Genomic DNA, 14430 nt, shown 5'->3' with positions numbered 1-14430 from the left:
GGGCGGTAATGGGGGAGAAGCCATAGGGGGTGAGAGGAACGATCTTCGCGGACCGACGCCGCCGCCGGACGGGGTGAACGGGATCGCGCGCGGCACATGATTGATTGGCAAAAAATTCGTCGAGGGGGCGAGCGATTTGCCAACGACGGACGAGGGAAGCCGTTCGCGGCGACCGACGAGAGACGGGCCCCGACCCGGTGGGCGACACGGGGCCGATGTGCGCGGGACAGGACGACGACTCCGTCGACCGCTCCCGACACCGACGGACCCGCTGGTGGGGCGGGCCGGCGAGCTGCTGACGATCCGGCGGCTCCTCGAGGACCCGGCCGGGGGCGTGGTCACGGTGACCGGCCCGCCGGGCGTCGGCAAGACGCGGCTGGCCGTCGCCGCGGCGGCGGCCGCTGCGGCGGACTACGTCGACGGCGTGGCGTTCGTCGACCTTGCCGAGGTCCGGGATGCGGCCCTGGTGCCCGCGGCGGTGCTGGCAGCCGTCGGCGTCGATGACGTCGACCTGCCCGAGACGACCGAGGAGCTCCGCCGAACGCTGATCGACAAGAACCTGCTCCTCCTGATGGACAACTGGGAGCACGTGCTCGACGCCGGTCTCTCGACGGCGGCGGCGCTGGCCGGGTGCCCCGGGCTCCGCCTGCTGGCGACGAGCCGGGAGCGGCTGCACCTGCGCGCGGAACGCGAGGCTCCGCTGCGCCCACTCGGGTTGCCGCGTGAGGACGACGACCTCGGCCGCCTCGCCGCCGCGCCGGCGATCGAGATGCTGGTGCAGTGCGTCCGACGGTTCGAGCCGGGGTTCGAGGTGACGCCGGACAACCGTGCCGCGCTCGTCGAGATCTGCATACGACTCGACGGACTGCCGCTGGCGTTGGAGCTCGCCGCAGCCCGACTGAAGCTCTTCACCCCCGGTGAGCTGACCTTCCGCCTGCGGCACCGCATGAGCATCCTGATCGGCTCCGTCCGCGACGTGCCCCCGCGGCACCGGACCCTGCGCGCTGCTCTGGCCTGGAGCCACGACCTGCTCAGGCCCGACGAGCGGGCTGCGTTCCGGCGGCTCTCGGTGTTCGCAGGCGGTGCCACCCTGGAGGCGGCAGGGCAGGTGTGCGCGCTCGGCGACCCGGTCGCCACCATCACCTCACTGGTCGACAAGAGCCTGTTGCAGCGCCGGATCCGGCCCGATGGCGTCACCGAGTTCGTGATGTTGGAGAGCCTGCGCGAGTACGCCGGCGTCCTGCTCGCGGAGCACGGCGAGCAGGAGGAGGTCGAGGCGCGGCACGCCCGGTACTTCGCGGACTTCGCGATCCTGGTCGACACGGCCGTCGGTGAGGCCGGCCGAGCCGAGTGGGCGGAGTCGGTCGGCATCGAGCAGGGCAACCTGTGGAAGGCACTTGCCTACGCCATGGCCGTCGCGGACGCCGGCCTGTCGCTGCCGCTGGCGGCGATCCTCGGCTGGTACGCCTCGGTACCGGCCGGGGACAAGCCGACGCTCCCGGGTCGCGCACCCGTCGTCGTCGACCCCGGACACCGTCGCGGGGCGGGCGAATCGCTGAGCCACGCCCTGCTGGCCGCCGCCGCGCCGGCCCTCGGGCAGGGCGATCTCGACGACGTCGAGGTCCTGCTCGGTCGCGTGCTCGCGGTCGACGAAGACCGGCAGTGCACGGCGATCGCCGCGGCCGTCCTGGGACATGTCGCACGGGCCCGTGGCCATACCGACCGGGCCGTCGGCCATCACGTCCGGGCTGCCGACCTGTTCGGCGCGCTGGGGAACCTGCCCGGACTGGCCTGGTCGCGGTACGACCTGGCGCTGCTCGCCCGTCACCAGGGCGACGCGGCCCGGGCCGCGGGCCTCCTTCGGGAGAGTCTGACCCGGTTCCGGGAGACCGGGGACGTCCGGGCAGCCGCTTGCGTGGCCTGGGCGTTGACGGTCGTGGAGGAGTCGCCGCGCGGGCGCGCGGACGGTGTGGAGCGGCTGCTGGTCGAGGCCCGGGGCTGCTGCGGGGTGGCCCGGGTCCGTCCGGGTATCGCGACGTGCCTCGCCGAGACCCCGCCGGAGGGTTGCGCCCGTCGTCAGCCGCGGGTGTTCCCGTCGAGCCTCGGCCGGGTAGAGGTGCCGCCGATGCTGACGGCCGTCCCTGGAACCGGCGGCGACCGCGGCCCGGCCCCGTCGGCCGACGACGCGTGGTCGGTCCGCGGGCTCACCGTGCGGGAGTGGCAGGTCGCGCGCCTGGTCGCCGACGGCTCGACGAACCGGCAGATCGGCCGGGCACTCGGTATCGCCGAGAAGACCACCGAGGCGCACGTGCACAACATCATCCGCAAGCTCGGCGCCCACAACCGGGCCGAGGTGGCGGCGCGCGTGAGCGTCCACGACGACGCGGACAGCAGGGCTGCGGGTGACCCCTTAGATGGTTCTCCCGATACCGGGGAGGGGACCGGGAGGCGTACTACGGACGCGGTATGACGCAGGGGGGCGATCATGGCCGCGACCGCAGAGACGACGTCCTATGCGGTCGAGGGCCGGGTTCTGGAGGTCTGCACCTGCAAGGTGTTGTGCCCGTGCTGGGTCGGCGCCGACCCGGACGGCGACGGCACGTGCGACTCGATCATCGGGTGGTACGTCGACCGCGGCACCGTGGACGGCCTGGACGTCTCCGACCGCTGCCTGTGCCTCTCGGTGCACATCCCGGGGAACGTCCTGGCCGGGAAGTGGCGGGCCGCGCTGCTGGTCGACGACCGGTGTGACGACGGGCAGCTGTGCGCGCTGCTCGACGTGTTCACCGGCCGGCTCGGGGGCCCGATCGCGGACCTGGCCGCCCTGATCGGAGAGGTCGTCGCCGTCGAGCGGGTGCCGATCGTCTTCGAGGTGGTCGACGGCCGCGGCCGGATCGAGATCGGCGACGTGGCCCACGCGCGGATCACACCGTTCCTCGGCGCCACCGGGCTGAACACCTCGCTGCACGACACGGCGTTCTCCACGATCCCGGGATCGCCCGCGTTCGTCGCCCGGGCGGACTCGTTCCGTCGCGACGGCCGCAGGCACGGGCTGCCCGACGTCGCGATCAGCGGGCACAACGCCGTCCAGGGCTCGTTCCGGTTCTCGGGCTGACATGCGCGCGCTTCTGGACACCCACACCGGCCGCGACCCGGCTGTCGTCATCTGGGCCGCGGCGGGGACGTGCTGGGCCGTGATGGCCGCGCTCGTCCTCGCGGGTGCCTCGGGGTTCTGCCACGACGGCGTCGTCACGGACGGGACCAGCGAGCCGCCGGGGACGGTGTTCGCCGTCTGGCTCGTGATGATCGGCGCGATGATGCTGCCGACGACGGTGCCGCTGGCGCGGATGTTCGTCGTCGTGACCGCCCGGGTCCCGCGCCCGACCGGGGTCCGTGTGGCCTTCCTCGCCGGCTACCTCGCGTTGTGGAGCGGGTTCGCCGCAGCGGCCGTGCTGGGCGACCGCGGCGTGGACGCGCTCCTGGGCCCGGCGGCTCCGTCCGGGCTCGCGCTGGGCGCCGTGCTCGTCGTGGCCGGGGTCTTCCAGCTCACCCCGTGGAAGCACCACTGCCTGACGGCCTGCCGCAGCCCGTGGATGTTCCTCTGGCAGTACTACGGCCGGGGCGTCCGCGGAGCCTGGATGCTCGGTGTCCGCCACGGCGCGTTCTGCCTGGGGTGCTGCTGGGCGCTGATGCTCGTGATGCTCGGCACCGGTATGAGCAGCATGCGCTGGATGCTCGCGCTGACCGGTGCCATGCTCGTCGAGAAGACCGCGCCCAAGGGTTCCCGGTTGGCGGTGCCGTTGGGGGGCGCGCTGATCCTGGCCGGCGTCGCCGTCTTCCTCCCGGCCGTGGGGGCATCTGCGGCCGTCCCCGCCGAGAACGCTGCGCGTCCCGGCGGGGACGCGGCCGCAGGGGAGGTCGCCCTGGTGGTGGCGGCGGTCAGCCTGGCGATTCTCTGGCCGGCGGAGGCGCTGGCCAGACCGCGGCGTGCGGGCCGCACCGGTTCCCGACGGGACCACAGGCCTGCTCGAACCAGCAGTTTCTCCGTCACGGGCTACGGCGGGGCGTCGACGGCAACGCACGCTCGAACGAGCTGCGCGTCTGCGTCGCCCGACAAGCCGGGCCGAATCGGCTGAGGGGGCCATCGTGACAGTCATCTCCGCTCCGTACGCGTTCAACGAAGAGGATCTCTACGTCGACCTGTTCCCGATACTGGGGCAGTCGCTGTTCCTCAAATGCGAAGGGTTCAACTTCGCCGGTTCGATCAAGCTGAAAGCCGCGGCCGAGATGGTGGAGGCCGCCGAGCGGGACGGCCTCCTGACTCCGCGGTCGATCCTCGTCGAGTCGTCGTCGGGCAACCTCGGCGTCGCTCTCAGCATGATCGCGGCCAGCAAGGGCTACCGGTTCCTGTGCGTCACCGACTCCCGCTGCAACCTCTCGACGAGGCTGCTCATCGAGGCGCTCGGCAGTCAGGTGCATCTCATCACCGAGTCCGATCCGGTCACCGGACTGCTCGGTGCACGCCTGGACTTCATCCGAGCCCTCTGCGCCGCCGACGACCGGTTCGTGTGGCTCAACCAGTACGCCAACCCCAACGCCTGGAGGGCGCACCACCGCACGACGGCACCGGCGATCGCACGTGAGTTTCCGCACCTGGACGTCTTGTTCGTCGGCGCAGGCACCACCGGCACCCTGATGGGCTGTGCCCGCTACTTCCGGGAGCGGCACCCCCGCGTGCGGGTCGTCGCCGTCGACCCGGTCGGCTCGGTGTCCTTCGGGACGCCCGCAGCTCGTCGCATGATCCCCGGGCTCGGCATGGCCGTCCGGCCCCCCCTGCTCGACGAGTCCTACATCCATGAGGTGGTGCACGTCGAGGAGCCGGACGCCATCCGGACCTGCCACCGTCTCGCCCGCCGTGGGTTCCTGTTCGGGGGTTCGACCGGCACGGTCGTCAGCGGCGCGGTGGACTGGCTGGCCCGGCACGACGCGGACGGCCTCACCGCGGTCGCCCTTTCCCCGGACCTCGGCGACCGCTACCTGGACACCATCTACCAGACGAACTGGGTGGCCGGCCTGTACGGCGAGGGCGTCCTGACCTCCGACCTCGGCAGCGCGCCGGTCCCGTCCCCGGCGTCCAGCGCCCAGATTCCCGCTGTCCGCCGATGACGCGCCCGGTGAACGTCGTGGAGCCGCTCCCCGCGATCCGACCGCTGCTCGGAGGACATTCGCTGGCGCTCTTCCGGGTGCCCGTCCCGCAGCGGTCCAGGCAGTTCACGGACTTCGTCCAAGTACCTCAGTGCGCCTGCAACAACCACTCCGATTCCTGGTCCAAGGGGTCCATCTGATGGGGAACTCCCACAACGTCCTGACCGCTGACCCGGCTGACATCGTGGCCACTTCCGCCGATTCCGAGCGGCTCTTCGCGGAGGTGTTGGCCGACATCGTGGGAACCGAGCAGGTGTCGGTCGACGACCACTTCTTCGACGACCTCGGTGCCGACTCCATGCTGATGGCCCGATTCTGCGCCCGGGTGCGTAAGCGGGCCGACCTGCCGTCGGTGTCGATGCCCGACATCTACAAGCACCCGACGATCCGAAGCCTCGCAGCGATCTTCACCGACGACGTCCTGATCCCTGACCGGCCTGACACCCTGGCCACTTCCGCCAATTCCGAGCGGCTCTTCGCGGAGGTGTTGGCCGACATCGTGGGCACCGAGCACGTGTCGGTCGACGACCACTTCTTCGACGACCTCGGTGCCGACTCGATGCTGATGGCCCGGTTCTGCGCCCGGGTGCGCAAGCGGGCCGACCTGCCGTCGGTGTCGATGCCCGACATCTACAAATACCCGACGCTCCGGAGTCTCACAGCCGGCCTCGCCAGCGACGTTCCGACCGGTGACATCACTGGCAAACCGACCCCTCTCGCGGAATGCGAACGACGATTCGCGGAGGTGCTGGCCGACATCGTGGGCACCGAGCACGTGTCGGTCGACAGCCACTTCTTCGACGACCTCGGTGCCGACTCGATGCTGATGGCCCGGTTCTGCGCCCGGGTGCGCAAACAGGCCGACCTGCCGACGGTGTCGATGCCGGACATCTACGAGCACCCGACGATCCGGAGCCTCGCAGCGACCCTTACCGACGCCGAAACAGACAGCACACCCGCGCCCGCCGCAGAGTCGGAAACTTCGGCGGCTCTCATCGACCGGGCGAGGCGGGCCCGTAACGGCGAGTACGTCCTCTGCGGGGCGTTGCAGCTCCTGTTCCTCCTCGGCTACCCCGCCCTCACCGCGATGGTCGCGGTGACGGGCTTCGAGTGGGTCTCGGCCGGCCCGAACCCGGTCGGCATCTACCTGCGGGCAGTCGCGTACGGAAGTGCGATGTACCTCGGCCTGGTTACCCTTCCGATCCTGGTTAAGTGGGTGCTCATCGGCCGGTGGAAGCCGCAGCAGATCCGGGTCTGGAGTATGGCGTACTTCCGCTTCTGGCTCGTCAAGACCCTGGTCCAGCGCAACCCCATGGCGCTGTTCGTCGGTTCACCGCTCTATCCGCTCTATCTGAGGGCGCTGGGCGCGACGGTCGGGCGCGGTGCCGTCGTCCTCTCCAAGAACGTGCCCGTGTGCACCGACCTGCTCAGCATCGGCGATGGCGCAGTGATCCGGAAGGACTCGTTCTTCAACGGGTACCGGGCCCACAACGGCATCATCCAGACGGGCGCGGTCAGCGTCGGCAAGGACGCGCTGGTCGGCGAGGCGACGGTGCTCGACATCTGGACCTCGCTGGGTGACGGGGCCCAGCTGGGGCACTCCTCCTCGCTACACTCCGGACAGACCGTGCCGGGCGGTGAGCGCTGGCACGGCTCCCCGGCGCAGCCGACCGACGTCGACTACCAGCAAGTTTCCACAACGGAGATCAGCATCCGGCGACGGGTCGTCTTCGCGACCGCGCAGCTGGCGAACCTGCTTCTGCTGGGTACGCCGCTGGCGTTCGTCGTCGCTGTCCTCGCGCTCACGAAGGTCCCGCAGCTCGCTACGCTGATGGACGAGGGACCGGTGGCCTTCACGAGCTGGGCGTTCTACCGAAATGACCTGGTCATCTCCGCCGTGCTCTTCTTCGGCGCCGCGCTCGTCGGCCTCGTGTATGTGAGAACCATCCCGCGCGCGCTGAACCTCTTCATCACGCCGGACAAGGTCTATCCGCTGTACGGATTCCATTACTGGGTCCACCGCGCGATCGCCCGCACGAGCAACAGCAAGTTCTACATGCGTCTCTTCGGTGACACCTCCTACATCGTCCACTACCTCTGCTGGGTGGGCTACGACCTTCGGGGCGTGCGGCAGACCGGTTCGAACTTCGGCGAGATCATTAAACACGACACTCCGTTTCTCAGCGCAGTCGGGAGCGGAACGATGGTCGCGGACGGGCTGTCCATCATGAATGCCGATTTCTCGAACACGTCCTTCCGCCTGTCCCGCGTGTCCATCGGGGCGGAGAACTTCCTGGGAAACGGCATCGCCTATCCCGCACAGGCCAAGACGGGGGACAACTGCCTCCTTGCAAACAAGGTCCTGGTTCCCCTCGACGGACAGGTGCGGGAAGGCGTGGGCCTGCTGGGCTCGCCCAGCTTCGAGATCCCGCGGTCGGTCAAGCGCGACGAGCAGCTCGACGTGACAAGCGCGGACGAGCTGCGCCGCGGCCTCATGGGCAAGGACGTCCACAACACCATCACCCTGGCGCTGATGCTGCTGGCGCAGTGGATCTTCTTCCTTGTTGTCACTGTGCTCTACTCGGCCGCTCTCGACCTGTGGGCCTCCGTGGGTGCGCTGGCGTTCGCACTTGCCACCGCCGGCGTTGTCGTCTTCACCGTCGCCTTCAACGTTGTGGTCGACCGGTTGGTCCGGCCGCTGATGGCCTTACGCCCCCAAGGCTGCTCGATCTACGATCGCGCCTTCTGGCGGCACGAACGCTTCTGGAAAATGTCTATTGGCACTTTCGTCAACGCCTACAACGGCACTCCGTTCAAGAACGTGCTCTGGCGGCTACTGGGTGTGCGAATCGGTCGTCGGGTCTTCGACGACGGCGCTGGCCTGGTCGAGCGGACGTTCGTCACGATCGGTGACAACTGCACGTTCAACGCGGGCAGCATCATCCAGTGCCACTCTCAGGAGGATGGCGGATTCAAGTCCGACCGAATCGTGATCGGTGCCGGCTGCACACTCGGAGTCGGCGCATGGGTCCATTACGGCGCGACGATGGGCGACGGTGCGGTGCTCGCCCCCGACTCCTTCCTTATGAAGGGTGAGGAGGTGCCACCGCACGAGCAGTGGGGCGGAAACCCGGCTAGGACGATGCGCAAGCACTCGGGCGATCTGCCCGTCCGAAAGACCAGTATCGACGACAACCACGCTGCCTTGCTCGCTCGGTAACTGACACCCGCACACGTGAAACGTAGGGACATTCAATGGACGATCGGGTTGAAATCGGCCGAAAGTTCTGGCGGGCTGTCCTGCTCGCGGGCGGTGCGACCGCGATCCCGCGGTGGACGCTCGACCCGGCACCGGGCGTCGCCGAGCACGTCGCGACCCTCGATGACGACCTCGCCGCAGCGGTGCGCCGGCTGGCCGACGGGCTGGAGTTGCCGCTGCACTCGGTGGCGCTGGCCGCGCACGCGAAGGTGCTGGCGGCGCTGTCCGGCGAGCAGGACGTGGTGACCGGCTACGCGGCCGGGCCCGGTGGGCGGCCGCTGCCCTGCCCGCTCACGACCGAAGCCCGCTCCTGGCGGTCGCTGCTGCGGGACACCTCGCGGGTCGAGTCGGACCTGTCGAGGCACAGGGACTTCCCGGTCGACGAACTCATGCGTGAGCTGGGCGTGGCCGGGCCGGCGTTCGAGACCGAGTTCGACCCGGTCGGCAGGCTCGTTACCGACGGCAGGATCAGTACCGACCTCGCCGCGGACTCCGTGCTCCGGGTGGCGCTCACGACCCCCGGCGGCCGGCTCGCGCTGCACCTGCGGTACCGCACCGACGCGCTCGACGCGGACAGCGCCGAGAGGATCGCCGGCTACCACCTCAACGCCCTCGCGCTGATGGTCCAAGACCTGGGCGGCGAGCACCAGCGGGCGAGCCTGTTGTCGGACGAGGAGATGCGCTTCCAGCTCGATGGACTGGCCGGGCGGCGCCGGGAGCTGCCGGACCACCGGTTCCACGAGTTGTTCGAGCAGCGCGTGCGGATGCACCCGGACGCCGTCGCGGGCGTGTACCGCGACGGGCAGCTGACCTACCGGGAGCTCAATGCGCGCGCCAACCGGCTGGCGCGCGCGCTGCTGGTGCGTGGGCTGCGTCGCGAGGGCGTGGTCGCCGTGGTGACCGAGCGCAACCTGGACTGGATGGCCTCCGTCCTGGCGATCTTCAAGGCCGGTGGCGCATATCTGCCGATCGAGCCGCACTTTCCGGCCGACCGGATCGGCACCACGCTGGCGCGTGCCGAGTGCACGCTGGTGCTGACCGAGCTCGGCAGCACCACGATGCTCGACAAGGCCCTGGACACGTTGCCTGACGTGCAGAAGATCATCATCGAGGAGGCCTGCGCCGAGGGCCATCCCGACGACGACCCGGGCGTGTCCGTGGCGGCCGATCAGCTCGCCTACATCTATTTCACCTCCGGCTCCACCGGCGAGCCCAAGGGGGCGATGTGCGAGCACGCGGGGATGCTCAACCACCTCTACGCGAAGATCGACGACCTGAGGGTGGGCCCGGCACGCGGTGCGCCCGTGGTCGCCCAGACCGCGCCACAGTGCTTCGACATCTCGCTGTGGCAACTGGTGTCGGCGCTCCTGGTCGGGGGACGAACCCTGATCGTCGAGCAGGAGGTGATCCTCGACGTCGCGCGGTACGTCGACACGATCGTCCGCGGCCGGGTCGGCGTCCTTCAGGTCGTCCCGTCCTATCTCGAGGTCGTGCTGACCTACCTCGAGCAGCATCCTCGGAAGCTTCCCGACCTGCGGTGCGTGTCGGCCACCGGCGAGGCGCTGAAGAAGGAGCTGGTGCAGCGCTGGTTCGGGTTGCACCCCGAGATCAGCCTCGTCAACGCGTACGGGCTGACCGAGACCTCCGACGACACCAATCACGAGGTCATGAGGCAGGTTCCGGACTCCGAGCGGATCCCGCTCGGACCTCCTGTCCACAACGTGCGCGTCTATGTTGTGGACGAGCACCTGTCACCGGTGCCTCTCGGTGCCCCTGGCGAGATCGTCTTCTCCGGCGTCTGCGTCGGCCGCGGGTACGTCAACGATCCCGAGCGCACCCGGCGAGCCTTCGTGGCCGACCCGCACCGGCCGGGCCAACGGCTCTACCGCGGCGGCGACCACGGCCGCTGGTTGCCCGGGGGGAAGCTGGAGTTCCTCGGCCGCCGGGACACCCAGGTCAAGATCCGTGGCTTCCGGATCGAGATCGGCGAGATCGAGAACGCGTTGTTGCGCGTGCCGGGTGTCCGCGACGGGGCGGTGGTGGTGGCCGAACGGGTCGACCAGGGCAAGCACCTGGTGGCCTTCTACAGCGGCGAGCGGCCGATCGAGGTCGAGGTCCTGCGGGACCGGCTGGGCGCGTCGCTGCCCACGTACATGGTCCCGTCGGCATTTCACTGGCGCGACGGCCTTCCGCTGACCGCGAACAGCAAGATCGATCGGAAGGCGCTCACCACGCTCGCCGCCGAGCACGACGCGGTCGACCTGGCTTCCGAGGCGCCGAGCACGCCCACCGAGCGGCACCTTGCTGCCGCATGGGCGCAGGTGCTCGGCATGCGCGAGGACCAGATCGGCCGGTGGGACCACTTCTTCGACCTGGGTGGCACGTCGCTCTCGGCGGTGAAGCTCGCGATCGCCCTGGACCGAGCGTTGTCCCTCCCGGACATCGCCGAGCACCCGATGCTCGCGGATATGGCAGGGGTGCTCCACCGAGAGCACGCCCCGGAACTGCTGATCTCCTGCTCTGGCGGGAACTGAAAGGAGACGGAGATGTCGTCCTCAACAGCCTTTTCGTTCGATGTGGATCTGCAGCCCGGCAGGATCCCGATGCTGCAAGCCGATTCCATCGGCGACGGACCGCGCTGGGCAGCCCTGCACCGCGACGCTTTGGCTGCGGTCGTCGCCGAGCACGGGGCCGTCCTAATCCGCGGTCTCGGGCTACGCGACGCGACCGAGGTCGCTGCAGTGTTCCGAGGACTGGCCACCGGTGGGTTGATGACCGAGAGAGAGGCGTTCGCGGAGCGGCAGACCTACGGCGAGGGCGTGTACTCCTCATCGAAGTGGCCGCCGAACCAGCCGATGTGTATGCACCACGAACTCAGCTACCGGCTCGAGTTTCCCGGCCAGATGCTGTTCGCGTGCCTGTCCGCGCCCCCAAAGGGCGGGGCGACCTGTGTGGCGGACTCGACGGCCGTGCTCGACGCGTTGCCCCGCGACCTCGTCGAACGGCTCGAGCGAGAGGGCTGGATCCTCGTCCGCAACTACAACAAGGAGATCGGCGCGTCGGTCGCCAACGCGTTCGGCACCGAGGATCGTGGCGCGGTCGAATGCTACTGCCGCGCCAATGCCATCGAGTTCGAGTGGCAACCCGATGGAGGGCTCCGCACCTGGCAGCACCGGAGCGCAGTGGTACGGCATCCGGTCACCGGTCGGCGCTGCTGGTTCAACCAGATCGCCTTCCTCAACGATGAGACGCTCGACCCCGAAGTGCGCGAGTTCCTCGTCGACACCTACGGCCCCGAAGGGCTGCCGTTCACCACCCGCTTCGGGGGCGGCGACGCGATAGGCGGGGACGTCGTCGCGCTCATCAACGAGGTGTACCAGGCCGAGACCATGCGGGAGCCCTGGCAGGCGGGCGATCTGATGCTCGTCGACAACATCGGCAGCGCACACAGCCGGGAGTCCTTCACAGGACCGCGAACAGTCCTGGTCGGGATGGCCGACCCGGTGCGCCTTGCCGACTGCTCGCCGACCGTCACAGTCAACGCCGGATGACCACCTCTCTCGGGCGACCGTGCCCGGCCATCTCCGACATCGACGGTGTGGCCCGCGTCGACGAATCCACGGGGGGCGCAAGGAGCAGGAAGGAATTCACCGAATGATCATCCGGTTGTCGGACCTCGTTGCGAGGTCCGCCCGACGCACCCCCGGTGCGCCCGCGTTGACCGCGCGGTCGACCACGATCTCCTACACCGATCTGCACGAGCGGACCGAGCTCGCGGCCGCTCGACTACGCGACCTCGGGCTCGATCGTGGCGAGCGCATCGCGGTCTTCCTCGATAAGAGGATCGAGACCGTCGTGGCAATGCTCGCCTGCTCGCGGGCCGGTGGGGTGTTCGTCCCGGTGAATCCCGTGCTGCGGGCCAGGCAGGTGAGGCACATCCTCGACGACTGCGCCGCACGGGTACTGGTGACCTCCACGGACCGGCTGCGGGCTCTGCGGAGCGACCTTGCTGCCTGCAAGTCGCTCTCCCACATCCTCGTGCTGGGTGACTCGCTCGTCGAGGACGAAGGCGCCCCTTACCGCGTGCTGCCCTGGTCGTGGACCGCCGAGCGCGCGAGCCAGGTCGCGTGTCCTGCGACGGGTGGCGTCGACACGGATGTGGCCGCAATCCTCTATACGTCGGGGAGCACCGGGGCCCCCAAGGGCGTCGTACTGTCGCACCGCAACCTCGTCGTCGGTGCGGAGAGCGTCAGTACCTATTTGAACAACACCGCAGACGACCGGATCCTTGCCGTCCTCCCGCTGAGCTTCGACGCCGGGCTGAGCCAGTTGACGACCGGCTTCTGCGTCGGCGCCCAGGTGGTGCTCGCCGATTACCTCCTGCCGGGAGATGTCGTCCGGCTGTGCGCAGAACACCGCATCACCGGGCTGGTGGGCGTACCGCCGCTGTGGATCCAGCTGGCAGCCCAGACGTGGCCCTCCGAGGCTGTGGCCGAGGTGCGTTACTTCGCCAACACCGGGGGACGACTTCCGCGCGTCACCTTGCAAAGACTGCGAGCGATCTTCCCGACCGCGGCGCCATACCTCATGTACGGCCTCACTGAGGCGTTCCGCTCCACCTACCTGGACCCCCGCGAGGTGGATCGGCGGCCCGACTCGATCGGAAAGGCCATCCCCAACGCCGAGATCCTCGTGGTCCGGGAGGACGGCGGCCTCTGTGGTCCGGGCGAGCCGGGTGAGCTCGTGCACCGAGGACCGCTCGTCGCGTTGGGCTACTGGAATGACGCGGAGCGCACGGCGGAGCGGTTCCGGCCGGCGCCGAACTGTGCGGGCGAGCTGTGCAGGCCCGACGTCGCGGTCTGGTCCGGCGATGTGGTCGTCCGCGACGAGTGGGGCTTCCTGTACTTCGTCGGACGGCGTGACGACATGATCAAGACATCGGGGTATCGGGTCAGCCCGCAGGAGATCGAGGAAGTGGCGTACGAGACCGGCCTGATCCAGGATGCCGTCGCGCTCGGCCTCGAGGACGAGACACTCGGCCACCGGATCGTCCTCGTCGTGACACCGTGCGATCCCGCCGACTTCGACCCGGCCGCGCTGAACGTACGCCTGCGACAGGTACTACCGGCGTACATGGTGCCCGCCGAGGTGCTGGTCCGCGGCGTCCTGCCCCGATCCCCGAACGGCAAGTTCGACCGGGCGCTCCTCCGCCACGAGCTCATGGCCTCCCGCTCCCAGGAGGTCGCATGACCGGCGCCGGCCCGTTTTCCGCTGACCAGCGCACCAGCGTCACCCGCCGCGGCGAGGAACTACGCCGCGCCCTCCCGGACGACATCCACCTCAGCTACGCGGGCTCACCCAGGACCAGCAGGACTCCCACGGAGCTGTTGTAGATCGCAGGCCGCGGGACTGCACTACCGATCAGGAGAAGTCATATGACTCGCTCACCGAGGATCCCGAAGGCGCTCTTCGCGGATGTCAAGGCTGTCGTGGTGGCCACTTTAGACATCGAGGACCAGGCCGATGACCTCGAGCCGGAAACGGGACTGTACGGCAATCTTGCTGAACTCGACTCGCTCACCGTCGTCAGGCTCATCGTCGCCTTGCAGAAACGCTTCGGAATCGAGATCAAGATCGACGAGATCGCGAGCGACGTATTCGAGACTCTCGGGCGACTCACGGCTTTCGTGGAGTCCAGGGTGCGCTGCGAGCCGCTCTGTGGAGCCACGACCGCCGCTCCAGGAGGCGCACGATGACGACGTCGACCACGGGCTTCACACGCTCAAGAGCTGCATTGACCGAGTCCGGCGGCGCGTTCTGGCAGGGCATGCTCGACTCCCACCTCACCGCACTTAGACAGATCATCGCGGACCCGCGTGCCGAGCACCGACGGCAGAGCCAGCTGTCGGCCCACCGGCACCCGTCGCGCACCGCCGAACCGGTGCCCTCGCGCTGAACCGCGATCT

10 protein-coding genes are annotated in these 14430 nt (G+C 69.2%); all 10 read left to right on the top strand.

Going from position 1 to position 14430, the window contains the following annotated elements; genetic code table 11:
• Positions 1-274: 274 nt before the first annotated feature.
• Positions 275-2470, top strand: a complete 2196-nt coding sequence (locus RM445_RS17905; protein WP_311557699.1) for an ATP-binding protein — start codon at positions 275-277, stop codon at positions 2468-2470.
• Positions 2471-2485: 15 nt separating this feature from the next.
• Entirely contained in the window at positions 2486-3115 is a 630-nt protein-coding gene (locus tag RM445_RS17900; RefSeq protein ID WP_311557698.1) for a DUF1326 domain-containing protein, read from the top strand.
• A 1-nt stretch (position 3116) separates the two neighbouring features.
• Positions 3117-4136 (top strand): DUF2182 domain-containing protein, encoded by a 1020-nt coding sequence (locus RM445_RS17895; protein ID WP_311557697.1) that lies wholly within the window; start codon positions 3117-3119, stop codon positions 4134-4136.
• A gap of 10 nt (positions 4137-4146) precedes the next feature.
• The gene (sbnA, locus tag RM445_RS17890; RefSeq protein ID WP_311557695.1) at positions 4147-5166 is read left to right on the top strand and encodes a 2,3-diaminopropionate biosynthesis protein SbnA; all 1020 of its coding nucleotides are present in this window, start codon (positions 4147-4149) and stop codon (positions 5164-5166) included.
• 130 nt (positions 5167-5296) lie between these two features.
• Positions 5297-8425, top strand: a complete 3129-nt coding sequence (locus tag RM445_RS17885) for a Pls/PosA family non-ribosomal peptide synthetase (RefSeq protein ID WP_311557694.1) — start codon at positions 5297-5299, stop codon at positions 8423-8425.
• Between the two features lie 35 nt (positions 8426-8460).
• Positions 8461-10998 carry a non-ribosomal peptide synthetase gene (locus RM445_RS17880; RefSeq protein ID WP_311557693.1) on the top strand — a complete coding sequence of 846 codons (2538 nt, stop codon included), beginning with the start codon at positions 8461-8463 and terminating at the stop codon, positions 10996-10998.
• A 12-nt stretch (positions 10999-11010) separates the two neighbouring features.
• Positions 11011-12015 (top strand): TauD/TfdA family dioxygenase, encoded by a 1005-nt coding sequence (locus RM445_RS17875; protein ID WP_311557692.1) that lies wholly within the window; start codon positions 11011-11013, stop codon positions 12013-12015.
• A gap of 103 nt (positions 12016-12118) precedes the next feature.
• Positions 12119-13714: an acyl-CoA ligase (AMP-forming), exosortase A system-associated gene (locus RM445_RS17870; protein WP_311557690.1), complete on the top strand. Its 1596-nt coding sequence runs from the start codon at positions 12119-12121 to the stop codon at positions 13712-13714.
• Between the two features lie 185 nt (positions 13715-13899).
• Positions 13900-14220, top strand: a complete 321-nt coding sequence (locus tag RM445_RS17865; RefSeq protein ID WP_311557688.1) for an acyl carrier protein — start codon at positions 13900-13902, stop codon at positions 14218-14220.
• Complete coding sequence (locus tag RM445_RS17860) at positions 14217-14420, top strand: hypothetical protein (protein ID WP_311557687.1); 204 nt, start codon at positions 14217-14219, stop codon at positions 14418-14420. The genes RM445_RS17865 and RM445_RS17860 overlap by 4 nt, the downstream gene beginning before the upstream one ends.
• Positions 14421-14430 lie beyond the last annotated feature (10 nt).

The sequence above is a fragment of the Pseudonocardia charpentierae genome, from assembly GCF_031845345.1.
GTDB classification, from domain to species: Bacteria; Actinomycetota; Actinomycetes; order Mycobacteriales; family Pseudonocardiaceae; genus Pseudonocardia; species Pseudonocardia charpentierae.
Note: the sequence above shows the minus strand (reverse complement) of the source record. Positions and strands in the feature narration are given on the sequence as shown.